This is a genomic window from Micromonospora sp. CA-244673 (assembly GCF_050948395.1).
GTDB lineage: Bacteria > Actinomycetota > Actinomycetes > Mycobacteriales > Micromonosporaceae > Micromonospora.
In genome coordinates this window covers 148,159-172,967 of the sequence record NZ_CP192019.1, presented here as the reverse complement: position 1 = coordinate 172,967, position 24,809 = coordinate 148,159, and the positions used below count along the sequence as shown (strand labels likewise).

The 24,809-nt window shown below is 73.2% G+C and carries 26 protein-coding genes; 6 read left to right on the top strand and 20 right to left on the bottom strand.

The window, feature by feature from the left end; genetic code table 11:
- Window positions 1-75: 75 nt before the first annotated feature.
- Window positions 76-2,337, top strand: coding sequence for a chromosome partitioning protein (locus tag ACQP12_RS00875; protein ID WP_433284271.1), 2,262 nt, complete (start codon window positions 76-78; stop codon window positions 2,335-2,337).
- A 48-nt stretch (window positions 2,338-2,385) separates the two neighbouring features.
- On the opposite strand, the gene ACQP12_RS00870 is transcribed toward ACQP12_RS00875, so the two are convergent.
- Window positions 2,386-2,814 (bottom strand): DUF3151 domain-containing protein, encoded by a 429-nt coding sequence (locus tag ACQP12_RS00870; protein ID WP_357943842.1) that lies wholly within the window; start codon window positions 2,812-2,814, stop codon window positions 2,386-2,388.
- A 261-nt stretch (window positions 2,815-3,075) separates the two neighbouring features.
- Between ACQP12_RS00870 and ACQP12_RS00865 the strand changes: the two genes are divergently transcribed.
- Entirely contained in the window at window positions 3,076-4,287 is a 1,212-nt protein-coding gene (locus tag ACQP12_RS00865) for an LOG family protein (protein ID WP_433284268.1), read from the top strand.
- A gap of 54 nt (window positions 4,288-4,341) precedes the next feature.
- Here the strand turns inward: ACQP12_RS00865 and fbaA are convergent, their stop codons facing one another.
- Window positions 4,342-5,364: a class II fructose-bisphosphate aldolase gene (fbaA, locus tag ACQP12_RS00860; protein WP_357943846.1), complete on the bottom strand. Its 1,023-nt coding sequence runs from the start codon at window positions 5,362-5,364 to the stop codon at window positions 4,342-4,344.
- A 131-nt stretch (window positions 5,365-5,495) separates the two neighbouring features.
- The gene (locus ACQP12_RS00855; RefSeq protein WP_357943848.1) at window positions 5,496-5,879 is read right to left on the bottom strand and encodes a phage holin family protein; all 384 of its coding nucleotides are present in this window, start codon (window positions 5,877-5,879) and stop codon (window positions 5,496-5,498) included.
- Between the two features lie 137 nt (window positions 5,880-6,016).
- Between ACQP12_RS00855 and ACQP12_RS00850 the strand changes: the two genes are divergently transcribed.
- Entirely contained in the window at window positions 6,017-6,229 is a 213-nt protein-coding gene (locus tag ACQP12_RS00850) for a hypothetical protein (protein ID WP_433289059.1), read from the top strand.
- A 32-nt stretch (window positions 6,230-6,261) separates the two neighbouring features.
- Here ACQP12_RS00850 and ACQP12_RS00845 read toward each other — a convergent pair whose 3' ends face one another.
- Both ACQP12_RS00845 and ACQP12_RS00840 read right to left on the bottom strand, forming a co-directional pair.
- Complete coding sequence (locus tag ACQP12_RS00845) at window positions 6,262-7,320, bottom strand: LCP family protein (protein WP_433284266.1); 1,059 nt, start codon at window positions 7,318-7,320, stop codon at window positions 6,262-6,264.
- Window positions 7,320-7,802 (bottom strand): SigE family RNA polymerase sigma factor, encoded by a 483-nt coding sequence (locus ACQP12_RS00840; protein ID WP_433284264.1) that lies wholly within the window; start codon window positions 7,800-7,802, stop codon window positions 7,320-7,322. Before ACQP12_RS00840 ends, ACQP12_RS00845 begins: the two co-directional genes overlap by 1 nt.
- A 179-nt stretch (window positions 7,803-7,981) precedes the next feature.
- Here ACQP12_RS00840 and ACQP12_RS00835 point away from each other — a divergent pair, with 179 nt between their 5' ends.
- Both ACQP12_RS00835 and ACQP12_RS00830 read left to right on the top strand, forming a co-directional pair.
- Window positions 7,982-9,556, top strand: coding sequence for an LPXTG cell wall anchor domain-containing protein (locus ACQP12_RS00835; protein ID WP_433284262.1), 1,575 nt, complete (start codon window positions 7,982-7,984; stop codon window positions 9,554-9,556).
- Window positions 9,557-9,731: 175 nt separating this feature from the next.
- The gene (locus ACQP12_RS00830) at window positions 9,732-10,514 is read left to right on the top strand and encodes a DedA family protein (RefSeq protein ID WP_433289057.1); all 783 of its coding nucleotides are present in this window, start codon (window positions 9,732-9,734) and stop codon (window positions 10,512-10,514) included.
- A gap of 233 nt (window positions 10,515-10,747) precedes the next feature.
- On the opposite strand, the gene ACQP12_RS00825 is transcribed toward ACQP12_RS00830, so the two are convergent.
- From ACQP12_RS00825 to ACQP12_RS00755, 15 genes are all read right to left on the bottom strand, one after another.
- Entirely contained in the window at window positions 10,748-11,125 is a 378-nt protein-coding gene (locus ACQP12_RS00825) for an ArsR/SmtB family transcription factor (RefSeq protein WP_091081602.1), read from the bottom strand.
- 57 nt (window positions 11,126-11,182) lie between these two features.
- Window positions 11,183-11,722, bottom strand: a complete 540-nt coding sequence (gene pyrE, locus ACQP12_RS00820; RefSeq protein ID WP_357943858.1) for an orotate phosphoribosyltransferase — start codon at window positions 11,720-11,722, stop codon at window positions 11,183-11,185.
- A gap of 165 nt (window positions 11,723-11,887) precedes the next feature.
- Entirely contained in the window at window positions 11,888-12,697 is an 810-nt protein-coding gene (locus ACQP12_RS00815; RefSeq protein WP_433284259.1) for an SDR family NAD(P)-dependent oxidoreductase, read from the bottom strand.
- A complete protein-coding gene (locus tag ACQP12_RS00810) occupies window positions 12,694-13,560 on the bottom strand; it encodes a hypothetical protein (RefSeq protein ID WP_433284257.1) in 867 nt (288 codons plus the stop codon). Before ACQP12_RS00810 ends, ACQP12_RS00815 begins: the two co-directional genes overlap by 4 nt.
- A 72-nt stretch (window positions 13,561-13,632) precedes the next feature.
- Window positions 13,633-14,397, bottom strand: a complete 765-nt coding sequence (locus ACQP12_RS00805) for a hypothetical protein (RefSeq protein WP_433284255.1) — start codon at window positions 14,395-14,397, stop codon at window positions 13,633-13,635.
- Window positions 14,398-14,465: 68 nt separating this feature from the next.
- Window positions 14,466-15,494 carry a hypothetical protein gene (locus ACQP12_RS00800; protein ID WP_433284253.1) on the bottom strand — a complete coding sequence of 343 codons (1,029 nt, stop codon included), beginning with the start codon at window positions 15,492-15,494 and terminating at the stop codon, window positions 14,466-14,468.
- A gap of 10 nt (window positions 15,495-15,504) precedes the next feature.
- Window positions 15,505-17,073, bottom strand: a complete 1,569-nt coding sequence (locus ACQP12_RS00795; RefSeq protein WP_357943868.1) for a polyamine aminopropyltransferase — start codon at window positions 17,071-17,073, stop codon at window positions 15,505-15,507.
- Entirely contained in the window at window positions 17,070-17,897 is an 828-nt protein-coding gene (locus ACQP12_RS00790; protein ID WP_433284251.1) for a hypothetical protein, read from the bottom strand. The genes ACQP12_RS00795 and ACQP12_RS00790 overlap by 4 nt, the downstream gene beginning before the upstream one ends.
- Window positions 17,897-18,319 carry a DUF350 domain-containing protein gene (locus ACQP12_RS00785; RefSeq protein WP_355337402.1) on the bottom strand — a complete coding sequence of 141 codons (423 nt, stop codon included), beginning with the start codon at window positions 18,317-18,319 and terminating at the stop codon, window positions 17,897-17,899. The genes ACQP12_RS00790 and ACQP12_RS00785 overlap by 1 nt, the downstream gene beginning before the upstream one ends.
- Before the next feature lie 28 nt (window positions 18,320-18,347).
- Window positions 18,348-18,773: a DUF4247 domain-containing protein gene (locus tag ACQP12_RS00780; protein WP_357943872.1), complete on the bottom strand. Its 426-nt coding sequence runs from the start codon at window positions 18,771-18,773 to the stop codon at window positions 18,348-18,350.
- Complete coding sequence (locus ACQP12_RS00775) at window positions 18,770-19,261, bottom strand: DUF2617 family protein (RefSeq protein WP_357943874.1); 492 nt, start codon at window positions 19,259-19,261, stop codon at window positions 18,770-18,772. The genes ACQP12_RS00780 and ACQP12_RS00775 overlap by 4 nt, the downstream gene beginning before the upstream one ends.
- A 3-nt stretch (window positions 19,262-19,264) precedes the next feature.
- Complete coding sequence (locus tag ACQP12_RS00770) at window positions 19,265-19,897, bottom strand: DUF4178 domain-containing protein (protein WP_433284248.1); 633 nt, start codon at window positions 19,895-19,897, stop codon at window positions 19,265-19,267.
- 93 nt (window positions 19,898-19,990) lie between these two features.
- Window positions 19,991-20,368: a hypothetical protein gene (locus ACQP12_RS00765; protein ID WP_433284246.1), complete on the bottom strand. Its 378-nt coding sequence runs from the start codon at window positions 20,366-20,368 to the stop codon at window positions 19,991-19,993.
- 109 nt (window positions 20,369-20,477) lie between these two features.
- Window positions 20,478-23,069, bottom strand: a complete 2,592-nt coding sequence (gene clpB, locus ACQP12_RS00760; protein ID WP_433284245.1) for an ATP-dependent chaperone ClpB — start codon at window positions 23,067-23,069, stop codon at window positions 20,478-20,480.
- 85 nt (window positions 23,070-23,154) lie between these two features.
- A complete protein-coding gene (locus ACQP12_RS00755; RefSeq protein WP_433284243.1) occupies window positions 23,155-24,270 on the bottom strand; it encodes a hypothetical protein in 1,116 nt (371 codons plus the stop codon).
- A gap of 31 nt (window positions 24,271-24,301) precedes the next feature.
- On the opposite strand from ACQP12_RS00755, the gene ACQP12_RS00750 reads away from it, so the two are divergent.
- On the top strand, window positions 24,302-24,802 hold the full coding sequence (locus tag ACQP12_RS00750) for a cation:proton antiporter regulatory subunit (protein WP_357943884.1): 501 nt from the start codon (window positions 24,302-24,304) through the stop codon (window positions 24,800-24,802).
- Window positions 24,803-24,809 lie beyond the last annotated feature (7 nt).

The window sequence follows — 24,809 nt, the reverse complement described above, 5'->3', positions numbered from 1 at the left end:
CTCCGTCGATCCCCCCACTCGGGCCACCCGGCTGGCCGGACGGCCTATCCTCGGCGGGAGGAATGGGGAGGAACCGTGGTGCACGAGAACGCCGACCGGGCCCACGTGCCAGGTCAACCGCAAGTGCCGGAACGGGACATCGAGCCGCTGTGGCCGCCCGAGCAGACCGACGCGGTCGTCACCGCCCCGCCGTGGGCGGCCCCGACCCAGCCCAACGTGGCGGCCTGGCCCGTCCCACCCGCCTGGCCGGCACCGGCCCCGAGCGAGCCGGCGCCGTCGGCGGGCGACGGGTCGGAGAACGGGGCACCGGCGAGCGACCCGGTGCCCGCGGCCCGCGCGGCCCAGGCCCCGGTCGACCTGGACCTTCCGTTCACCCTCGACCAACCTGCCCCGGCCGGGCCCGAGGTTCCCGCACCCCGATCGGCGACCACCACCGGCCCGCAGGTAGCGGTCAGCTCGGGCGGCACCGCAGCCACGGACGGCACGATCGGCCCGGTCACCGGCACGGGCGGCGCGGCCGGCCCACGCGGCACCACCGGCACGGACAACCCGGACAGCGGCGCCAGCCCGCCCAGCACCACCGGCACGGACGGCGCGGTCGAGCCGGTCACGGCGGCGGGCGGGAGCGGGGAAGTCGACCCGATGAGCGCCACCGGCCCGGGCGGTTCGGTCAGCCCACCCGGCACCCCGGCAGCGACCACGCCGGAGACGGCGGGCGCAACCGCGGCGGACGCCCCGGGCGGCGCCGACGGGACGCCCGGCGAAGCGGCGCTGGCCTCCGGCGAGCGCCGGGCCGGCGCGCCGCCGAACGGCCGGCCGGAGTCACCCTGGGCCCAGCCCCCGCAGCGCCCCACCGCCGACGCGCCCACGCCGCCGGCACATCCCGGGCCGGTCCCGCCGCCAACCCATGCCGCGCCGGCGACCCCGGGCCACCCGGCCGAGCCGGACGCCACCGCCCCGGCGCACTCCCACGAGCCGCACCCCACCGCCCCGGCGACCCCGCCCGACAGCGCCGGCCCGGCACAGCCGACCGCCGGCCCGGTGGCGCCCGCGGCCGGAACCACGCAGGGCGTTCCCGACAACCCGGCCGAGGGCTCGCCGCCGCGGCTCGGCCCGTTCCCGCCCTCACCGGGCGTGCCCCTCCAGCAGCCCTACGGCGACGGGACGGGATACCCGCCGGGTCCGGTCGGCTACGGGCAACAGCCACCCCAGGCCGGCGCGCCGGGCTGGTACCCGCCGGCCTGGCCCCAGCAGGCCGGCCCGCCCCCGCAGCCGGGCGCACCCCAGCAGCCGTCCGCACCGCCACAGCCCGGTCCCCGCCAGCCCGCGCCGCCACAGCACGGGCCGCAGCAGGCCGGGCCGCAGCAGCCGGCCGCGTACCCGGAGCAGGTCTGGACCCCCGCGAGCGGCGCCCCGCCGACGGCCGAGGACTTCGCCCGGCGGCGGCAGGCGCGGCCGGTCGACCCGGTCGCCACCATGGGCGTCCGGGCGGTGGTCAACAAGATCGGGCTGGTCCGGCTCGCGCCGGGGCGGCAGGAGCAGGAGATGCGGCGCGACATCGAGATGGTGCGCCGCAACTTCGGCGGGCTGCGCCAGGTGACCGTGGTCAACCCGAAGGGCGGCGCCGGCAAGACGGTCGCCATCCTGCTGCTCGCCATGACCTTCGGCCAGAAGCGGGGCGGGTACGTGCTGGCCTGGGACAACAACGAGACCCAGGGCACCCTGGGGATGCGGGCCCAGCAGGACTTCCACTCGCGCACGGTGCGGGACATGCTGCGCGACCTGGGCCAGTTCCAGGGGCCGCACGGCCGGGTCGGCGACCTGTCGCAGTACGTCCGCTCGCAGGGTGAGGGGATGTTCGACGTGCTCGCCTCGGACGAGTCGGCGACCGGCGGCGAGATGCTGACCGCCGCCGCGTTCGCCGAGATCCGCGAGGTGGTGAGCCGCTTCTACAAACTGATCTTCGTGGACACCGGGAACAACGTCCGGGCGCAGAACTGGCAGGCCGCCATGGACGCCACCGACCAGCTGGTGGTGACCATGTCGGCGCGCAACGACTCGGCCGAGACCGCCGCGCGGATGCTCGACCACCTGGAGCAGAGCGGCCGGCAGCGGCTGGTCCGGCAGGCCGTGACGGTGGTGTCGATGCCGCCGTCCCGCAAGGAGATCGACCTGCCGGCCATCCAGGAGCACTTCGCCGCCCGGACCCGCGCGGTGCTGCTGGCGCCGTATGAGCGGCTCATCGACACCGGGGAGCCGATCCGTTACGGGCAGCTCTCCTCGGCCACCCGGGACGCCTGGTTGAAGATCGCCGCGTCGGTGGCGGAGGGGCTGTAGCGCGGCGCGACGGCCGGCTCCCGAGCGGGGAACCGGCCGTCGCGTGCGTCAGTGGCTGGCCAGAGCGTCCCCGGCGGCCGGGTCGCAGTCGCGGAGGAACTGGGCGCAGCGCGCCGCCTCGTCCGCCTCGCCGATCTCGCCGGCCGCCCGGGAGAGCACGTAGAGGCAGCGGAGGAAGCCCCGGTTGGGCCGGTGCGACCAGGGCACCGGGCCGTGGCCCTTCCAGCCACTGCGGCGGAGCTGGTCGAGGCCCCGGTGGTAGCCGGTGCGGGCGTACGCGTACGCCGGGATGACCTGGCCCGCGTCGAGCGCCCGGGTGGCCAGCGCCGCCCAGCCCGCGCTGTAGGTCGGGAAGCGGGCCGCGACCTCGGCGTACGCCTCGTCGGTGTCCTGCTCGGCGGCGGACGCCAGCGCGGCGTCGGCCTCCTCGTCCACGGGGAGCAGGGTGGCCGGTGGCTCAGGCAACAGGTTCTGCATCGCCCCATTCAACCCGCTTCGCCCTGGGGTACGCGAGGGGGTCCGGCGAGCCGGTCGGCTGAACGGCTGAGGGTTTCGTCACGCCTGCGGTGCCCGCCCACGTACCGGCGGCCCATGCCGCGGCGAGGATTTTTCCACTACAACTACAGATCCGGAGCCTCCCCAGGACCGGGTAATGCAGGAGCCCGGCGGCCTGGCCACCGGGCTCCTGTCCGTGCCGCCCAAGTTTGCCGGCTTGCCGACCGGGGGCAGGATGATCTGGTGCCGACCCCACCACCCGCGGACGTCATCGAGCCGCACGCCAACCCCGACGAGATCGAAACCCGGACCGCGTTCGAGCGGCGGCTGGCCGAGGGCACCCTCGCCGGCCTGACCGTGCAGGGCCTCCGCCTCGACCTGGACCCGGTCCCCGACCTGCGCGGCGTCGAGGTCGCCGGCACGCTCTTCGTGGGCTGCCGGTTCGCCGACCGCGAGGTCGGCGCGGACCTGGTCCGGCGGGGCGCGAACGTCGTCCCGCCCTTCTCCGGGCTGCCCTACCCGACCCAGCCGTCCCACCTCTACACCGCTGACGACCTGGCCGCCGGCTTCGCCGAGGGCGGCTTCGCCGGAATGTACGACACCCGGGTGTACGCGCACTTCCGGGCGCACGGCGGCGCCCTGCCCGACGTGCGGGAGGCGCTCGGCCAGCGGCTGCACGACCACGGGGTGGACAACGCCCTGGCCGACGCCACCCGGGCCTGGCTGGCCGTGCACGGGCCGCAGTCCGTGGTGGGCGTGATGGGTGGGCACGCGGTGCCGCGCGGCAGCGCCGCGTACCGGATGGCGGCCGTGCTGGGTTGGGAGCTGGCGCGGGCCGACCGGCTGGTGGTGACCGGCGGCGGCCCCGGCGTCATGGAGGCGGCGAACCTGGGCGCGTTCCTCGCGGCCTGGCCCGCGGAGGAGCTGACCGCCGCGATCGACCTGCTGGCCACGGCGCCCGACTTCACCGACCACGACCGCTACACCGACGCGGCGCTGCGGGTCCGGGCCCGGTTCGCGGCCGGCCCGTCCCTGCCCACGCCCCGCCCGGCGGCGCCGGGCACCGAGTGGGCCCGCTCGGGGGGTCTGGCCATCCCCACCTGGCTGTACGGGCACGAGCCGGCGAACCTGTTCGCCGGGCGGATCGCCAAGTACTTCTCCAACGCCATCCGGGAGGACACCATCCTGCGGCTGGCCCGGGGCGGGATCGTCTTCGCGCCCGGCCGGGCGGGCACGGTGCAGGAGGTGTTCCAGGCGGCCACGAAGACCTACTACGGCACCGACGGGGCGAGCGGCGCGTACGTGTTCCTGGACCGGACCTACTGGACGACCGAGCTGCCGGTGGAGTCGCTGCTGCGGCCGCTCTTCGCGGCCTCCCCGTTCGGCGACCTGTCGGCCACGATCCACCTCACCGACGACGCCCGCGAGGCGGTCCGGGTGCTCACCGCCGGCTGAGACGCGCGGAGGCCGGCACCCCGATCGGGTGCCGGCCTCCGGCTCACGCGGTGGTCACTTCATCGTGGTGCCGGTGGAGCGCAGGTGCTCGCAGGCCTCGACCACGCGGGCGGCCATGCCGGCCTCGGCGGCCTTGCCCCAGACGCGCGGGTCGTACATCTTCTTGTTGCCGACCTCGCCGTCGACCTTCAGCACGCCGTCGTAGTTGCGGAACATGTGGTCCGCGACCGGCCGGGTGAAGGTGTACTGGGTGTCGGTGTCGATGTTCATCTTCACCACGCCGTAGTCCAGCGCCTCGCGGATCTCGGACAGCAGCGAGCCGGAACCGCCGTGGAACACCAGGCTGAGCGGCTTGTCCTTGCCGTACTTGGCGCCCACGGCCACCTGGATGTCGTGCAGCACCGCGGGGCGGAGCTTGACGTTGCCCGGCTTGTAGACGCCGTGCACGTTGCCGAAGGTCAGCGCCGCCATGTAGCGGCCCTTCTCGCCCAGGCCGAGCGCGTCGACCATGGCCAGGCCGTCCTCGACCGTGGTGTAGAGCTTCTCGTTGATGGCGTTCTCGACGCCGTCCTCCTCGCCGCCGACGACGCCGACCTCGATCTCAAGGACGATCTTGCCCTTGGCGGCCTCGGCGAGCAGCTGCTCGGCGATCTCCAGGTTCTCCGCCACGGGCACGGCAGAGCCGTCCCACATGTGCGACTGGAAGAGCGGCTCCTGGCCGTTCTTCACCCGCTCCTGGGAGATCCCCATCAGCGGACGGACGAACTTGTCCAGCTTGTCCTTCGGGCAGTGGTCGGTGTGCAGCGCGATGTTCACCGGGTACTTCTTGGCCACCTCGTGCGCGTACGCCGCGAACGCCACCGCGCCGGTCACCATGTCCTTCACGGACGGGCCGGACAGGTACTCCGCGCCGCCCGTGGAGACCTGGATGATGCCGTCGCTCTCCGCGTCGGCGAAGCCCTTGAGCGCCGCGTTCAGCGTCTGCGAGGAGGTCACGTTGATCGCGGGGTACGCGTACCGGCCGGCCTTGGCCCGGTCCAGCATCTCCGCGTAAGCCTCGGGGGAAGCGATGGGCATGTCGAACGCTCCTTACTTACCGCTCTCGGCCGTGCAGGCCGCTGTCTTCCATGGGTGCGCCGGACCGCGCTGTCCACCGCGGGAAGTATCCCGTAGGAGCGCGCGGCGGACACAACCGACCCGGGAACCGCTCACCGCTCATCCAGGCTGTCCGGCACCACGACGCTGATCAGCCAGCTCACCACCGCCACCACGATGGCGCCCCAGAACGCGGCCCAGAAGCCGTTGACGTGGAACGACAGGTCCAGCCCGCGGGCGATCCAGTCGGTGAGCAGGAACAGCAGCGCATTGACCACGAGCGCGAAAAGACCGAGCGTGAGCAGGTAGAACACGCAGCCGATCACCTTGATGACCGGCTTCAGCAGGGCGTTGACCGCGCCGAAGATGAGCGCCACCACGACCACGGTGAACACGGTGTTGAAGCCGTTGTGGCCGGTCACCTCCACCCCGGGCACGATGAGCGTGGTAATCCACAGCGCGACCGCGGTGATCGCCAGCCGGATCAGGAAGCCCACGCCACCATCCTGGCACCGGCTGCTCGTCCCGGACAGCACAATTGCCGATCCACCGTTCCACCCGCTGCCGAGCGGGGACCCGGGTCAGCCCGTACGGTGTGGTGGTGACCGTCCGCACCGAGATCCAGGGAGGGACGATGGGTCAGCCCGACGAGGACTTCGCTCCGAGCGACCACCTCGCTCCGGAGGAGCGCGACCTGGAGGCGGAGCCGGCCGACGCGGTCGAGCAGGCCACGGTGGTCACCCCCGAGGAGGGTGACGGCGAGCCGCAGCGCGGGCTCGAGGTCGACGACTGGGACGCCATGGAGCAGGCCCGGGTGGTCACCGCCGACGAGGACGACTACCGCTGAGCAGGCGGGCGGGGCCGGCGGCCCCGCCCGCGTCAGCGCAGGCCGGTGACCTGCTTCGGGTGGGCCGCCGTCCACTCGCCGAGCCGGTCGGTCCGCAGCGCGTCGAGGAAGCCCGGGGCCAGGGCGGTGTCGAGCCGGAACCCGTACGGCGGCTTCGCCTCGTAGCGGACCGGCAGGCCGACCGCGACCGGCTCGGCGGTGGCCGCCTTCCCGGCCGCCGAGACCAGCACCGGCAGGGACAGCTCCCCGGTGTCGACCATCGCGGTCGAACCGACCTGCGTGATCAGCCGAGTGAGCAGCGCCGGGTTGGTCAGCGCACCCTGCTCGTTGATCCGGCGGAGCAGTCCGGCCGCGTACCGTTCGGCGTTGCGGTCGCGGTCCAGGGCGCCCTCGGGCAGCCCGTAGCGCTGGCGGAGCAGGTCCACCGCGGCGGCACCGCCGAGCCGCTGGCACCCGGCGGGGAAGCTGCGCGCGGTGTGGTGCGAGCGGACCTTCGTCGGCAGGCAGACCGACACGCCGCCCACCGCGTCGGTGAGCTCGCCGGCGGCCCGGTAGGTCAGCACGGCGCCGGCGTCGATCCGTACGCCGGTCACCTGGGCGACCACCCCCCGGGTGGCCTGGTACCCACTGGCCAGGTCGCGCCCCGGTCCCGGTATGCCGTAGGCGAAGGACGTGTTGAGTTTGGTGATCCCCACGCCGTAGACCGGCACCAGCAGGTCGCGCGGGAGCGAGACGAGGTAGAGCCGGCTCCGGTCCGCGGGGACGTGCACCAGCAGGACCGAGTCGGCCCGCAGGTTCGCGTCGGCGCCGGACCCGTCCACGCCGAGCAGCAGCATGTTCAAGGCCCCGGTGGGGGTCGGCGTCGCCGGTACGCCGAGCAGGTTCGCGGTCTCCGGCGGACGGGGCGCGATCGCGGTGAAGCCGGCCAGCGCGGCGGCGACCACCGCCATAGCGGTCCCCGCGAGCCGCAGCCGAAGACGGCGGCGCCGGCGACGGACCACCGCCCGGTCGATGGCGGCCCGGACCGGGCCGGTGGGCGGGGTCAACTCCTCGCGGCGCGCGAAGGCCGCCCGCAGGTCGTCCTCGGTCATCAGCAGACCTCCACGTACTCGGCTCGGAGGGTGGCCAGGGCGTGGGAAATGCAGGAGCGGACGGTCCCGACGGCGCAGCCGAGAATCTCCGCGATCTCCGCGTCGGGCAGGTCCTCGTAATAACGGAGCACCAGCGTGGCCCGCTGCCGCCGGGGCAGCCGCGACAACCAGGACCAGAGCTGGTCGCGGTCCACCGCGGACTGCGCGTGGTCGGTCAGGGCCGGCAGCGCCTCGTCCGGTTCGCCGCGCAGCAGCACCCGCCGGGCCCACGAGCCGCGCCGCCAGTCGACGAACTGGTTGGTGAGCATCCGGCGCACGTACCGCTCCGGCGCGTCGCTGCGGGCGACCCGGCGCCAGTTGAGCTGGACCCGGACCATCGTCTCCTGCACCAGGTCCTGGGCCTGGTGCGGATCCCCGGTCAACATGACCGCGTACCGCAGCAGGGCGCCCAGCCGCGCGTCGGCGAACTCCTCGTACGTCACTGCACCTCCCGGTGTCCCGCCCTGTTGACGGGTACGGGCCGGCGAAACATTGCATCACCGCTGATCAACCGTTCGGTCAATATCTGCGGTGCGGCGTCACCTAGGACTGTGCGGCGACTTAAGGATTCTTTAAGCTCCACGGGCTCCACCTGATCATCCCCCACGGAGGAACCCCCACCATGTTCAGCAACTCCACTCGGCGCTGGCTCGCCGGGTTGGGCGTCGCAGGCGCGTTCGTCGCCGCCTCCGCCACTCCCGCCGTCGCCGCCGAATCCCAGATCAAGCTGGGCCTCTACTTCAGCGACACCACGATCGCGACGAACTCCGACGGCAAGATCGGGGACACTAGGATCTTCAGCTCCGCCCCGACCGTGCTGCACGACGTCGCCATTCGCTACGACTTCTCCGACCTGGCCGGCAAGGTGACCGTCGGGGAGGAATCCGGCAGCGACTGCAGCACGCCGTCGGAGTACGTGCTGCTCTGCACCGACCCGTTCGACGTCGAGGTCTACGAGTGGGGCTCGACCGGGTTCTTCGACGTGCAGCTCAAGACCACCAGCGAGGCGAAGGACGGCGACGCCGGCACGCTGAAGGTCACCATGACCGCAGCCGGCCAGGACCCGATCTCGCACGACGCGAAGATCCGGGTCGGCGAGGGTGTCGACCTGGCCGCCGGTCCGGAGACCAAGACGTCGGCCGCGCCGGGCAAGGCCTTCACCGCTCCGGCGACCGTCAGCAACGTGGGCGAGACCGCCGCCAAGGGTGCCGTCGCGATCTTCTTCAACGACTACGGCCTCAACGCGGCCAAGCACTTCAGCAACTGCACCTACGTGGGCGACGAGCTGCGCACCTGCCGGTTCGACGAGGAACTGGCGGCGGGCAGCACCTTCACCGCGTCGCTGCCGTACGTCCTCGGCGCGGACACCTACGCCCCGAGCTCCAAGTACGGCGAGATCATCTGGATGACCCCGTCGGAGTTCGAGGACTTCCAGACCGACGTGGACTTCAACCAGGAGACCATCGGTAAGCCGGGCACCGACGGCGAGTTGGCCCTCACTCAGGTCCCCGGCAAGGCGACCGCCCAGGGCTTCCAGGCCGACCGGCAGCCGGACAACAACGGCACGATCATCACGGTGACGGCGACCGGCAAGAACGGCACTGATCTCGAGGCGCTCGGCACCTCGGTGACCGGCACGGCCGGCGCCACGGTGAAGGCGACCTTCGGGCTGCGCAACAACGGCCCGGCGACTCTCGACTACAACCGGGCGGGCAGCTCCGTCACCTACCTGAACTTCGTCGTGCCGCAGGGCACGACGGCGGTCGCGGTTCCGGAGAACTGCATCACCAGGAACGGCGACGAGTGGGGCGAGCCGGGCCAGCCGGGCCAGCGCGTCTACTTCTGTTACTTCGGGTCGGTGCTGAAGGCCGGCGACTCGGACATGGTGGACTTCTCGCTCCGGATCGACAAGGCGATCGCCAACGCGACCGGGCCGGTGAAGATCAATGTCACGTGCCAGTGCGATGGCGGCTTCACCCGTGACCTGAAGCCGGCGAACGACACCGCCAAGGTCGTGGTGAACGCCGCGCCGGGCGGCGACGGCGGCCAGGGTGGCGGCGGCCAGGGTGGCGGCGGCACGCTGCCGATCACCGGTTCCTCCACCGCTCTGATCGCTGGCGTCGGCGCGCTCCTGCTCGCCGCCGGCGCGGCCGGCTATGTGGTGTCCCGCCGCCGCCGGACCCGCTTCGTCGCCTGACCGGAGCACCAACGAACCACGGTGCCCCGCCGACCCCCTGGTCGGCGGGGCACCGCCATGTCCGGTCCCCGAGACCGGGTCGCCCCGCGCCGGTGACCAGTACGCCCGGTCCGGTGAGGTGCCTGAACGCACCCGGGTACCCTTTGTGGCCGTGGACACAGCAGAGAAGACCCGGATGCTCTCCGAGAGCGTGGCCCTGAACCCGCTCGACCCGAAGGACCTCATCCACACCTTCGGGATGGTCGGCGTGTGGGCGATCCTCTTCGCCGAGACCGGCCTGCTGGTGGGCTTCTTCTTTCCGGGCGACTCGCTGCTCTTCCTGGCCGGGGTTGCCGCCTCGCCGGTGGCCGACGCGATCTTCGGCAGCGGCACCCGGCTCTCGCTGGCCGGCCTGCTGATCGGCGGCCCGCTCTGCGCGATCGCCGGCGCCCAGCTCGGCCACTGGCTGGGCGCGCGCTACGGCAAGCGGATGTTCGACCGCCCCAACTCCCGCCTGTTCAAGCGGGAGTACGTGGAGAAGGCGGAGTACTACTTCAAGAAGTTCGGCCCGGCGAAGGCCGTGGTGCTGGCCCGGTTCATCCCGATCGTGCGGACCTTCCTCAACCCGGTGGCCGGCGTGCTCGGCATGCCCGCCCGGCAGTTCCTCCTGTGGAACGTGGTCGGCGCGATCCTCTGGGTGGACGGCATCCTGCTGATCGGCTACCTGCTGGCCCACCAGATCTACGACGCGATCGGCGACAAGATCGACCGGTACATCCTGCCGGTGGTCGCGCTCATCATCCTGATCTCGGTGCTGCCGATCTTCTTCGAGTTCCTCCGCGACCGGCGGGCGCGCAAGCGCGGTGAGGCGGTCGCGGTGATCGCCGCGGCCAGCGCGGCGGGCGCCGTGGACGCGGTCCGGGACGCGGTCGACGGCGACGACGACCAGCACCGGCGCGGCGGCCAGCACCGCCGCTGACCCCGGACAGACCGAAGGCCGGCCCCCCTTCTCGGGAGCCGGCCTTCGACTACGACCTGTCGACCTGCGGGTGGCACGGATGACGGACAGCCGTCACCGGTGGCCATCCGGGCTCGGCGCGTCTGACGCCGCGCCACGACCCCGGACAGCCATCCGATGGGTGACGCCACCCCTGGCACGCCACCCGTCGCCGCACTCACATGAGGCGGCCACCCCTTCGGACACGTCCGGATTCAGCGGGCCTTCTTGGTGGCCCGCTTCCGCGGCGGGGTGAGCAGATCCGCGATCGTGGCGATCGCGGACGGCACCAGCCGGTAGTACGCCCAGACACCGCGCTTCTCCCGCTCCAGCAAGCCGGCCTCGGTGAGGATGCGCAGGTGGTGGCTGACCGTCGGCTGCGAGAGGCCGAGCGGCGCGGTGAGGTCACACACGCACGCCTCCCCCTCGGGAGCCGACTGGATCAGGCTGAGCAGCCGCAGCCGGGCGGGGTCCGCGAGGGCCTTGAGGACCCCCGCGAGCCGCTCGGCGTCGGCACGTTCGATCGGCTCGCCGGCAAGCGGCGAGATCTGAGGCATGGTCATTTCAGCCAACGCAGTTCCCACGTTTTCCATCCTTCCACCAGGAGCATCGATCCGCCTGCATATCAGCAGATCCGAATCGGCAGACTTTTACGCCACAAGGCCGAGGTCAGCCAACGTATAGGCCGCCCGATAAGGCAATCCGGCGGCTCGCACCGTGTCGCCGGCACCTCGATCAACAATAACCGCCACACCCACCACCTCGGCCCCGGCCTCACGCAATGCCTCGACGGCGGTCAACACGCTGCCGCCCGTCGTCGAGGTGTCCTCGACGGCCAGGACGCGGCGGCCGGCCACGTCCGGCCCCTCGATCCGCCGCTGGAGGCCGTGCGCCTTGCCCGCCTTGCGGACCACGAAGGCGTCCAGCGGGCGGTCGGTCCCGGCCGCCGCGTGCAGCATCGCGGTGGCGACCGGGTCGGCTCCGAGGGTCAGCCCGCCCACCGCGTCGTACGCCCAGTCGGCGGTGAGGTCGCACATGACCCTGCCGATCATCGGTGCCGCCCGGTGATGGAGCGTGACGCGACGCAGATCGACGTACCAGTCCGCCTCCCGACCCGACGAGAGCACCACCCGGCCGTGCACCACAGCCAGGTCAGTGATGAATTTACGCAGGTCGTCGTGGTCCCCCATGGCGATAGAGGGTACTTCGCAAGTCTGGGAGGCGGGCGTGGGGCCCACCCGGGTCAACCCTGCGGGCGACCGACGGGTGGCGATGGCCGACTACGCTGTGCGACCGTCCATCCCGGTCGGCGGGCGGGCATCCCGGCCACGGGACCTCCGGCGGGTCGCCCCTGGTCAGCCGCCGGACCGGCCGACCCGCCCGCGGGTGTCCCGGGAGACGCCGCGCAGCAGCCGCCTGGGGGCGTGCCGCAGCCCGGCCACGGCCAGCTTGTACTTCCAGCTCGGCACGCTGACCGGCTTGCCTTTGCGCAGGTCACGCAGCCCTTCGTCGACCACGTCCTCGGTCCGCAGCCACATCCACGCCGGGGTGCGCGACATGTCGATGCCGGCCCGCTCGTGGTAGCCGGTGCGGGTGTAGCCGGGGCAGAGCGCCATCACGCGTACGCCGAGCGGGGCGACCGACTGGCCGATCGATTCACTGAAATTCGTCACCCAGGCCTTGCTGGCCGAGTAGGTCGATCCCGGCATGGGGACACCGAAACCAGCGACCGAAGAGACATTTATCACTGCCCCATGGCCTCGTTCGGTCATCGGACCGAGGGCCGCGTGGGTCAGCCGGAGCACGGCCAGCACGTTGAGCCGGACCAGTCGGGCCTCGTCCGCGACGGTCGACCGGACGAACGGGGTGTTGAGGCTGATCCCGGCGTTGTTCACCAGCAGTTCCACCGGCGGCTCGGCGGTCAACCGGGCCTCCACCGCGGCGCATCCGTCGTCCGTGGACAGATCCGCGGCGATGGTCTCGACGCCGTGGCCGTGCCGGCCGGTCAGCTCGGCCGCCAGCCCGTCGAGCCGGCCCGCGTCCCGGGCCACCAGGACGAGGTCCCAGCCGTCGGCGGCGAGCCGGCGGGCGAACGCCTCGCCGATGCCCAGGCTGGCACCGGTGATGAGGGCCCGGCGGGGCGCGGGAGGTGGTGCGTCGGTCACGGGCGGTCCTCGGGGGGTGGGGTCGACCCGGGCGGGGCCGGCGGCGGGGTGGGGGGCGTGCCGGGCGGGGGCGGCACCGGCCCGGCCGGCGGCGGCCCCCAGGGCGAGGGGTGCCCGTGGGCCGGGGCGGCCGAGGCGGGGGCGTGTCCCGGTGCGGGCGGACCGACCGGCGGGGCCGGGACCGGGACTGGCGGCGGACCGTAACCCGGCCCGGCCGGCACCGGACCGGCCGGCGGAACCGGCCCGGCCTGCGGAACCGGCCCGGCCTGCGGAACCGGCCCGGCCTGCGGGCGCGGCGGGCGGCGGTGGAAGAAGGCTCCGGCCGACGGCAGGGTGAGCAGGGCGGCCACCACCAGGTAGCCGAGGATCTGCGCCACCGACAGCGTCGCGTTCACCGGGATCCACCAGCCCGGGTAGGCGTCGCCGACCAGGGCCAGCAGGTCGGCGGTGACCCGGTCGTCGGCGCCGAGCCGGAGCGGGGCGGCCCGCTGCCCGACCAGGACGGCCAGGCCGCAGCAGCCGCAGAACAGCCCCAGACCGGCGACCACCCAGGTGGACACCCGGGCGCCGGCGCGGCCCGACAGCAGGCCGAGGGCGAGCCCGACGAGCAGGAGCGCGACCAGCACGCCGAGCACGGCGGAGAGGACCGTGGAGGCGCGCAGCAGCGACGCCACCCCGTCGATCTCGCCGCCACTCGCGTCGGTCGCCCGCGCCGCCTCCCGGAAGCGGTCCACCGTGCCCGCCGTGACCAGCAGGTTGGCGACCGCGTACGCCACGGCGCCCACCGCCATCAGCAGCAGCAGCGCCGCCGCCGAGACCACCGCGCCCGGCCGGCGGGGCGGGGCCTCATGGGGGTACGACACGACGAATCCCTCCGGTAGGCGTCGGGTTGCAACCTACTCGGAGGGATCGTCGGCGTCGCTCTTATCCGGACGTCAACTTGCCGATGGCGGCTCGCCGTCCCGGCGCTCCCCGGGCTCCGGCGACGGACCGGCCTGGCCCGGCTGCCCGGGAGCCGGCTGGCCCGGCTGGCCGGGGGCGGGCTGGCCCGGGTAACCGGGCGCGGCCGGGTAGCCCGGGGTCTGCGGGTAGCCGGGCTCCGCCGGGTAGGCGGCGCCGGGGACCGGGGGCTCCCAGCCCTGCTTCGGCTTGCGGAAGAACTCGTTGGCCTTGGGCAGCGCCAGCAGGATGAGGGCGACCAGCAACGAGACCAGCCCGAGCACGCCGAGCAGCGTGTTCACCGGCGTGTACCAGGACGGCAGGGCGTCGTCGAGGCTGCGCCGGAGCTCCTCGGCGGAGGGCCCCTCGCCGCCGGTGTTACCGCCGACGGCTCCGGTGGCGCCGCTGATCAGGCTGCCGCCGAGGCAGCAGATGAGAATGCCGCCCAGCACCCAGGTGGTGATCCGGGTGCCGTTGCTGCCCCGGTTGTTGAACAGGCCCAGGACGACCAGGACCAGCGCGAGGACGAGCAGCAGGGCGGCGGTCCCGATGGTGAACCCGACCACGAACGTGCCGACGTCCTGGGCGCCCGTCGTGGTGCCCTCGAACGCCCGCTCGAAGCCCTCCTTCAGCCGGCTGCTGACGGCGACCGTCGCGATCAGACCGATCAACTGGGTGAGCGCGAAGAGCAGCAGCAGGTAGAAGGACGCCGCCACCACGCCCGGACGCGCTCGGCCCGGCGTCGGGGAGGAATCGGTCATGACTCTCTCCTTCTCTAGATCAGGCCCACACAGTAACGGTCCCGACCCATCGATGCCGCGCGTCAAGGTCAGCTCGACTGGTCCTCCCCGGCCTCCCGGCGCAGCCGGCGGTACTCGGCGGTCACCACCGCGAGCAGGAAGAGATCCACGCCGAGTGCGAAGACCGCGCCGAACTGGTTGACCGTGAAGCTGAAGATCTGCCCGAACAGCAGGTCCACGAGGAGCGCGAGCTTGAACAGCCGGAAGGCCCGCGTCTGGTCGCTGGGCAGCAGCAGGGCGCCGCGGATGCTCAGCACCGCGGTGATCAGCGCGGAGACCGAGACCCCGAGCAGCGCACCCCATTCGTCCTGGTCGGGCAGATGGCCGGTGATCGCGTCGAGCAGCACCCGCAGCACCACGACGAACGGCTCACCGATCACGTAGAGGACGACCAGGGACACGACCCACCGGTGCGTGGTCACCCAGACCAGGCCGCGGCGGGCCAGGCGGACCCAGCGGTGCCAGAACCGGAACGGGGGTGTCTCCCGCTGGGGCACCACGTCGAGCAGCCGGACGACCGCCTCCTCGACCTCCGGCCCGCACCCCTGGACCAGGCGCAGCACGGCCGCCCGGCGCCGGGCCGTGAGGCCGGTCGTGAGGCCGCCGACGACGGTGTAGAGCGCGTTCGCCGTGCGCTCCGGCCCGGACAGCCGGGTCCGGCCGCGCAACGCCTGGGTGATCACGACCAGCAAGGCGAACGCGACGTAGATGATGCTGGCGGCCGGTGCGTAGAAGTAGTCGGTGCCGGCGGTGACGAACTTGCCGACCTCGTCGATGAAGAGCCCGAAGCCCATCCCGCCCAGGATGGCGCCCACGATCCGCGCCACGCTGCCGAGGAAGATCAGCCCCACCGCGAGGCCCGCGGTCATGAGCAGGCCGCCCCAGAGCACGTGCGCGATGTGCAGCCCGCCGCCGCCGAGCTGCGGGAACCCGGTCGCCTGGAGGTACGCCCGGGTGACCAGCACGGTCACCACCCCGGACAGCACGAACGCCTGAAGGTACGACGGCGCCTCCAGTGCCCGGGGCGGTCGCGACCAGCGGGACGGACGGGCGGGCATGGCTACGACGCTAGTAGCCGCGCCACTCCGCTCGGGCGTACTCCAGCACCCTGGGCTGCAGCAACGTGGAGGCGGGCACGTCCAGCCGGGCCCGGTCGGCGGGGAAGCTGGCCGCCGCGGCGAGCACCGACGGGGTGAGGAAACGCAGCGGCGGCGCATCGTCGGGCAGCCCCAGCGTGGGCGGCGTGGCGCCCGGCGCGGCGAGCACGAAGCCCCAGTCGCCGAAGCTCGGCACGTCCACGTGGTACGGCACGGTGGCGAAGCCGGCCTCCCGGATCGACCGCTCGATCGACCAGTACGACCGGGGCGCGAAGTACGGCGAGCCGGACTGCACCACGAGCCGGCCGCCGGGTGCGAGCACCGGCCGGATCAGCGCGTAGAACTCGATGGTGTAGAGCTTGGCGGTGGCCGTCTCGTCCGGGTCGGGCAGGTCGGCGACGACCACGTCGAAGCGTTCCGTGGCGGTCCGCAGCCAGCCGAACGCGTCGACGTTGAGCACCCGGACCCGCGGGTCGGCGAGCGAGTGGTGGTTGAGGTCCCGCAGCTGCGGCTCGGACCGGGCCAGCCGCACGACGGCCGGGTCGAGGTCGACGAGGGTCACCTGGCGCACGTCCGGGTACTTGAGGATCTCCCGCAACGCCAGCCCGTCCCCGGCACCGAGCACCAGCACGTTGCCGTGCGGCCCGCGCATCGCCGGGTGGACCAGCGACTCGTGGTAGCGATATTCGTCGATCGAGCTGAACTGGAGGTCGCCGTTGAGGAACAGCCGCAGGTCGGTGTCGGCGTGGCCGACCTCCCGCACCGACCGGGTCAGCACGATCTCCTGGTAGCGGCTGCGCTCGGCGTGCACCACCGGGTCGCGGTAGAGCTGCTGCCGTGCGGTCACCTCGAAGTCGTGCGCGGTGACCCAGGCGTACCCCAGGCCGAGGGCGACCACGACGGCGCCGGCGCCGAGCGCGACCCGGGACCGGCGGCCGAGGTCGGCGCGGAAGACCGTGCAGACCAGGGCGAGGCCGGCCACGGCGTTCACCGCGCCCACCACGAGGGCACCCTTGAGCTGGCCGAAGACGGGCATCAGCAGGAACGGGAAGGCCAGCCCGCCGAGCAGCGCGCCGACGTAGTCGGCGGCGAAGAGGTCGGCCACGGCGCTGCCCGCGGACTGTTCGCGGATGCGTTGCAGCAGCACCATGAGCAGCGGGATCTCCGCGCCGATCAGCAGGCCCAGCACGAACGCGGTGCCGACCAGCGCCGGCCCGTAGAGGTCGAGCCAGGCGAACGCGGCGTAGAGGCCGAGCACGGAGAGGCCGCCGAGCAGGGCCAGAGCCAGCTCGATCGCGGCGAACGCGGCCGCCGCCCGGGACTGGAACGGCTTCGCGACCAGCGCGCCGACGCCCATCGCGAACACCATCACGCCGAGCACGATCGACGCCTGGCCGACCGTGTCGCCGATCAGGTAGCTGCCGAGCGCGACCAGGGCCAGCTCGTACACCAGGCCGCAGGCCGCGCACACGAAGACCGCGAGCAGGACCGCCGCGCGGGCCGGGCGCCACCGCGGCCGCGCGGGCGCGTCGGCGGTCACGCCTTCTCCCGGGTACGCCCGGCGGCGCCCGCCCCGGCAGGCTGCGCGGGCACGGCCACCCGGCGCTTGCGACCAGTCCGGCTCGGCGCGTCCGGCGCCGCGCCGCGACCCGGAGCGGTCGCCCGGCGGCGCTGCACCACGCCCACGGTGACGAAGATCGCGGCGAGCAGGAGCAGCCCGACGGTGGCGAGCAGCCAGCCCCACCGGTCCCGCAGGTAGTCGCTGCCGGCGTCGGGCAGCGGGGACGGGCTGCCCACCGCCGGTAGCGGAGTGTCGGCGGGCTGGGCCAGCCCCGCCTCGACGGCGAGCAGCGGCAGCATGACCGCGGCCCGGGTGACCGCCCAACCGGGGTCGTCGACGAAGACGTCCTCGGTGAGCCCGAGCCGCTCCAGCCCGTTCTCGACCCGCACGAGGGCGAGCGTGTCGATGTCCGGGGAGCCGGTCACCTCGATCCGGGCGAAGTCGTTGCTCTCGCTGCTCTCCGAGACGTAGCCGATGTTGGCCGTCACCTGCACCCAGCGCGGGCAGCCCGGGTTCTCCTCGACCGCGATCCCGTCGCCGAGGTTGGAGCCGACGTTGCGCGGGGCGGCGCCGTAGTCGTAGTAGTCCTCCAGCACCCAGCCGTAGCAGAGGCCCTGCTCGGCGCTGGTGCGCTGGAGGACCGCCACGCTGTCGGCGCGCTCGTCGGCGGCCGGCGCCGGCACCGTGGTGTCCCCGTCGGTGTTGAGCACCCCCACCGCCACGCAGCCGGCGAGGACCAGGCCGACGGCCAGCCAGGCGACCCAGCCGGTCTTCTTCTTCGCGGCCCGCTTGCCGGCTGTCATCAGCTGATGGCGGCGGCGATGATCGCGCCGGTCGCCAGGTGCACGACGGCGGAGACCCACACCGCGGGGTGCGGCTCCGGGTCGACCAGGATCTCGCCGAGCTTGCCGGGGGTGGCCATGTCCAGCAGCAGGAACGACGCGGCCATGATGACCAGCCCGAGGATGCCGTACGCGGCGGCGCCGACCAGGCCGAGCGCGAAGTCGTCCGCGCTGGCGGCGATCGCGGCGACCACGATGATGCCGACGCCGGCCAGGTTCGAGGCGAGCAGCAGCGCCGCGTTGCGGTTGCGCTCCGCCCAGATCAGCTCGTGCAGCTTGCCCGGGGTGGCGACGTCGACCAGCACGTAGCCGACGGCCATCAGGGCGACGCCGACCACACCGTAGGCGAGCGTGACGAGCAGATCGGTGAAGAGGGTCTGCACAGGGGACTCCAGGATTCGTCGGGTCAGGTCACTTGCCGGAGCCGGGTCCGCCGCCGCGGACCGTGCTGCCCCGCCCCCAGCCCCAGTGGGTGCCCACCCGGGAGTGGTAGCGGGGGTACGCGGTGGTCATCCGCTCCAGCAGGATCACCGAGCCGGCGGCGAGCGGCAGGATCACCACCGAGTCGTCGTCGTAGCGCAGGTAGACCCCGCTGCCGTCGACGTACTGGTCGGCCGGCTGCCAGGCGTCGGTGATCTCCTTCGACACCTGGCTCGGCGCCCGGTTCGACGTGTACGCGATCGCGTCGGAGCCGAGGTCCCGGCTGGTCGCCCGGCTGTAGCGGTCCTCCACGTAGCCCCGGGGCGAGAAGTTGCCGTAGAAGATCGCGAAGGCGGCGACCACGGCGCCGATGACGGCGAACGCCACCCCCACCACGAACCACCGTCGATACGTCACAGCTTCACCACCGTCTCGGTCAGGACCAGCTCGTTGGTCTGTGGATACGCGTGCCAGGTGCGCCAGGCCACCGAGCCGTCCGGCGGCTCGGGGCGGACGGCGAGCGCGGTGACCGCGTCCTCGTCGCCGGGGAAGACCCCGACCAGCGCGTACGGGTCGTCGGCCAGGTCGGCGCGGAGCGCGGCGACCCGGGTGCGCAGGCCGTCACCCGCCGGCCGGAGCACCGTGGCGGTGAACCGGTAGCCGGCGGTCGCGTCGTGCAGGGCGTCCGGCAGGTGCGGGGCGCGGCCGGGCAGGCAGGCGACCGTCTCGGTGAGGTCGCCGCAGACCACCTGGTGCGAGGCGCCGAGCAGGCGCAGCCGCAGCCGCAGCCCGCCGGGCAGGGTCAGCTCGCGTACGTGCAGGGCGGGGCGTTCAGGGCCGCCGAGGGCCAGGCTCAGGTCGGCGGCGCGGGTGTCGACGTACGGAGCCTCCAGGGCGACGAGCACGTTCTAGCCCACCTTCTCCGGACCGCCCTGCGGGTAGATCATCACCTCGGCGCGGTGCAGTTGCTCACCGAGGTTCACCTCCCAGCCGGCCTCCCCGTACGCCTCGAACGAGAGCCGGGCCCCGCCGGGCGCCTGGTAGTCGTGGTAGCGCATGGTGCCGCGCGGGTCGAGGCCGGTGCCCTCGGTGGCGGTGAACTTCGCCTGGCCGGACTCGTCCCAGTTGTAGCGGCGGCCCGCGATCTCCAGCGTCGGCGCCCCAGGGGTGACGGTGGCCGACGGCTCGCTGGTCCAGAGCACCAGCTCCAGGTCCGGCTCCGACTCGACGGAGAGCCAGCGCTTCACCCCGCCGGCGTCGTCGAGCAGGTGCTCCGCCCAGCTCCAGCCGCCCTCGACCAGGTGCACCGAGCCGCGCACGGTGTAGGGGACCTGGCGGATCTCCACGATGTCGCCGGGCTTGAGCGCGCGGGGGTCGCCGCGCAGCGCGTCGGCGTCCCGGTCCCGGAACGGGTCACCGGGGGCGGCCTTCGGGCGTGGCGCGGACCGGGCCCTGCGCAGGGCGATCACGGCGATCACCACGCCGGCCACCCCGACCAGGCACCCCAACGTGGTCACCACGTACGCCAGCGAACCGTTCACGGCCGTCTCCCCCCAAGGTGTTTCGGCGGAGACGGTAACAACCAGACGCACGTGCGTCGTAGTGACGTTCGTTGAGTGACCGGTCAGCTACGGTCAGGCGCCGGAGAGGCGTTCGGCGGCGTACTCGCGCAGGGTGGCGCGGTCCATGAGGCACCCGCTGAACGTGGTGAACTCTCCGTCGTCGTCGCGCAGCCGCTCCCAGGCCGCCCGGCCGGCGGCCGGGTCGACCGTGTCCAGCAGCGTGGCCGCGTACGCCTTCCCGGCCGGCGTCCCGTGCTTCAGCAGCCGGTCGACCTTCTTCCGAGCCGCCTCGGGGTGCTCCCGCAGGGCCTGCTCCACGTGCCGGTACGCCTCGGTCGCCGGCAGGATCTGCCCCGCGATCCCGACCCCGCCGAAGGCGACCGTGTCCGCCCGCCGAAGCTCCTCGACGGCCGCGTCCAACTCCCGGTCCTTCTCCCCGATCCCGAACATGCCCCCACTATTTCCCCGGCCGGCCGCCACCGACCCTGTTGATCAAGAAGTTTGCGCCGGCCGATGTGCCACAGCCGACGCAAACTTCTTGATCGCCCGGGGTCAGGGGTCAGGCGGCCGTCACCGTCAGGCCGTCCTTGGTGTCGGCCAGGTCGACCTTCACCGTGTCGCCGTCGCGGATCTGGCCGGCCAGCAGGGCCTTGGCGAGCTGGTCGCCGATCGCCGACTGCACGAGGCGGCGCAGCGGGCGGGCGCCGTAGATCGGGTCGTACCCGTGCTCGGCCAGCCACACCCGGGCGGCGTCGCTGATGTCCAGCGACAACCGGCGGTCCGCGAGACGGCGTCGCATCCGGTCGAGCTGGATGTCGACGATCGCCCGCAGGTCCGCGCCCTGGAGGGCGGCGAACACCACGATGTCGTCGAGGCGGTTGAGGAACTCCGGCTTGAAGTGCGACCGGACCACCGCGAGGACGCCCTCCCGGCGCTGCTCCTCGGCCAGCGTCAGGTCGCTGATCACCGACGACCCCAGGTTCGAGGTGAGGATCAGGATCGCGTTGCGGAAGTCGACCGTGCGGCCCTGGCCGTCGGTGAGCCGGCCGTCGTCGAGCACCTGAAGGAGCACGTCGAAGACGTCCGGGTGGGCCTTCTCCACCTCGTCCAGCAGGATCACCGAGTACGGTCGGCGACGCACCGCCTCGGTGAGCTGGCCGCCCTCCTCGTAGCCGACGTAGCCGGGCGGGGCGCCGACCAGGCGGGCCACGGAGTGCTTCTCCCCGTACTCACTCATGTCGATGCGGACCATGGCCCGCTCGTCGTCGAAGAGGAACCCGGCGAGCGCCTTGGCCAGCTCCGTCTTGCCGACACCGGTCGGGCCGAGGAAGAGGAAGCTGCCGGTCGGGCGGTCCGGGTCGGCGACACCGGCCCGGGCCCGGCGGACCGCGTCGGAGACCGAGGTGACCGCCTCGGCCTGACCGACGACCCGCGCGCCCAGCGTCTCCTCCATCCGGAGCAGCTTGGCGGTCTCGCCCTCCAGCAGCCGGCCGGCCGGGATGCCGGTCCAGGAGGCGACCACCGCGGCGATGTCGTCCGCGCCGACCTCCTCCTTGAGCATCGCGCCGTCCGCCTGGAGCCGGGCCAGCTCCTCCTCGGCCTGCTTCAGCTCGGCCTGGAGGGCGGGGATCCGGCCGTAGCGCAGCTCGGCGGCGCGCTCCAGCTCGCCGTCGCGCTCGGCCCGCTCGGCCTCGCCGCCGAGCCGCTCCAGTTCCTCCTTGGCCGTGGAGAGCTTGGTGATGTGGCTCTTCTCCAGCTGCCAGCGCTCGGAGAGCGCGGTGAGCTGCTCGCGCTTGTCGGCCAGCTCCTTGCGCAGCCGGGCCAGCCGCTCGGCCGAGGCGGCGTCCGGCTCCTTGGCCAGCGCCATCTCCTCGATCTCCAGCCGGCGTACCGCCCGCTCGATCTCGTCCACCTCGACCGGGCGGGAGTCGATCTCCATCCGGAGCCGCGAGGCGGACTCGTCGACCAGGTCGATCGCCTTGTCGGGCAGGAACCGGTCGGTGATGTAGCGGTCGGAGAGGGTGGCGGCGGCGACCAGCGCGGCGTCGGTGATCCGGACGCCGTGGTGCACCTCGTAGCGCTCCTTCAGGCCGCGCAGGATGCCGATGGTGTCCTCGATGGTCGGCTCGCCGACCAGCACCGGCTGGAAGCGGCGCTCCAGCGCCGGGTCCTTCTCGATGTGCTCGCGGTACTCGTCCAGCGTGGTGGCGCCGACCATCCGCAGCTCGCCGCGGGCCAGCATCGGCTTGAGCATGTTGCCGGCGTCCATCGAGCCCTCGCCCTTGCCCGCGCCGACCACGGTGTGCAGCTCGTCGAGGAACGTGATGACCTGGCCGTCGGAGTTCTTGATCTCCTCCAGCACCGACTTCAGCCGCTCCTCGAACTGGCCGCGGTACTGCGCGCCGGCCACCATGGCGCCGAGGTCGAGCGAGACGAGCTTCTTGTCCCGCAGCGACTCCGGCACGTCACCGGCGACGATCCGCTGGGCCAGGCCCTCGACGATGGCGGTCTTGCCGACGCCCGGCTCGCCGATCAGCACCGGGTTGTTCTTGGTACGCCGGGACAGCACCTGGATCACCCGGCGGATCTCCGAGTCGCGGCCGATGACCGGGTCGATCTTCCCCTCGCGGGCGCTCGCGGTCAGGTCGACGCCGTACTTCGCGAGGGCCTGGTAGGTCTGCTCCGGATCGGCCGTGGTGACCCGCCGGTCCCCGCCGCGCACGGTCGGGAAGGCGGCGACCAGGTTCTCCTCGGTCGCGCCGGAGTTCTTCAGCGCGACGGAGACCGCGCCACCCACCCGGGCCAGCCCGGCCAGCAGGTGCTCGGTGGAGGTGTACTCGTCGCCCAGCGGCCGGGCGATCTGCTCGGCGGCGCCGATGGCGTTGACGAACTCGCGGGCCAGGGTGGGCTCGGCGATGCTGGAGCCGCGTGCCGCGGGCAGGGCGTCGACCGAACGCTGGGCGACCCGGCGCAGCTCGGCGGGGTCGGCCCCGACGGCGCGCAGCAGGCCGGCGGCGGTCGAGCCCTCGGTGTCCAGCAGCGTCAGCAGCAGGTGCCAGGGCTCCACGGTGGCGTGGCCGCGCTGGTTCGCCAGCGCGACGGCACCGGTGATGGTTTCGCGGCTCTTGGTGGTGAGTCGTTCCGTGTTCATGGGCTCCCCCGGATCGGCGTGTCCACTGGGAAGGACACAACCAGAGTTGAGTCTATTCCGCTCAACTCCAACCGTGTGACACCCGTCACTCGGGCTGGCCGTCCAGCACCACCCTGACCCAGCGGCGGTTGGCCGTCCAGCCCGTGCCGAGCACCACGTCGTCCGGGCCGCGGGCGGCGATCGTGCCGTCGCCCAGGACGGTGAGGTGGTGCTCGGCGGTGAGCGGCCAGTCCACCCGGTAGTAGCGGCCACCGGCCACCACGCCCACCCCGTCCGGGCCGGTCACCGCCACCAGCTCGGCGCCGAGCGGCGCCACCGAACGGGCCTGCGCGGGATGCCCGACGGCACGGACCGGGTCCCACTCCGGGCCACCCACCAGCCGCCAGAGCGCCGGGAAACCGGTCCGGTCCGGGCGCTCCCCGACCAGCCACGCGCCGCCGTCCGGGGCGATCACCACGCGCAGCACCCCCACCTCGTCGCCCCGCCAGGACAGCGGCGTCGACACCCAGTGCCGGCCCCCGTCCCGCGACACCGCCGCAGCGGGCCGGCCGTCGCGCGCACCGGCCGCCACCACCAGGTCGCCCGAGTGGCCCACGGTGTTCAGCCCGGGTACGGCCGGCTGGGCGGACAACGGCCGCAGGGCGCCGCCGTCCCACTCGGCGACCGCACCGGACCCCTCGGCCACCTGGAAACGACCGCGGGTCGCCACCAGGGCCGCCGGCTCCCCGCCCGTGGTGTGGGCGAACGTGGCCCCGCCGTCGGTCGAGGTGTACCAGCCGTACGGCTCGGCGAGCAGCACCAGCGCCCCCGGCACGGCGTAGAGCTGCTGGTTCACGGCCACCGGACGGGGGTGCCGCAGGGCCTGCCAGGAACGGCCGCCGTCCACGGTGGCGTACAGCAGGGCACCAGGGCAGCCGCCGCTGGGCGGTGGGTCGTCGCAGGCGGCGACGAAGAGGGCGTACCCGTGGTCGGCATCGACGAACTCCACGAACGGGCGGTCGTACCGGCGGTCGACGGCGACCCGGACGTGGCGTACCTCGTCGAAGCCGACGGCCCGCGACGGCACCGGCGCGGTCGGCGCCGGCCGGGGGGACGCGGACGACCGGTCGGGTGGGGTCCGGCGGACGTCGCCGATCGAGCAGGCCGCGAGGACCGGCACCAGCAGAAGACCGACGGCCGGGAGCACACGGCGACCGATCATGGCCCCTCCTCCGCACGGTAGCCTTGCGCGGGTGCGAGTACGTGTTGAACAGACTGCCCTACCGGGGATCGGCGTCCGTCACGATCTGATGACGGAATCCGGCCGCCGACTGGGCGTGGTCTCCCACCGCAATGGCCGCCGCGACCTGGTCCTCTACGACCCGGACGATCCCGACTCCTGTCAGCACGACATACCGCTGACCGACGACGAGGCGGAGGCGCTGGCCGACATCCTCGGCGCGTCGCTGATGCTCGGCCAGCTCGCCGGGCTGCGCGACCAGGCCGCCGGGCTGCTCACCGAGCAGATCGCCATTCCGGCCGGCTCCCGGTACGTCAACCGGAAGCTCGGTGACACCAAGGCACGGACCCGCACCAGCGCCTCCATCGTGGCGGTGCTGCGTCAGGGCGAGGTGAACGTCTCGCCCGATCCCACCTTCCGGTTCGAGGCCGGTGACGTGGTGGTCGTGGTCGGCACCCGGCAAGGGCTCGACGGGGTGACCGCGATCCTCGCCGAAGCCGACCCGGACGGCTGAGGCGCGG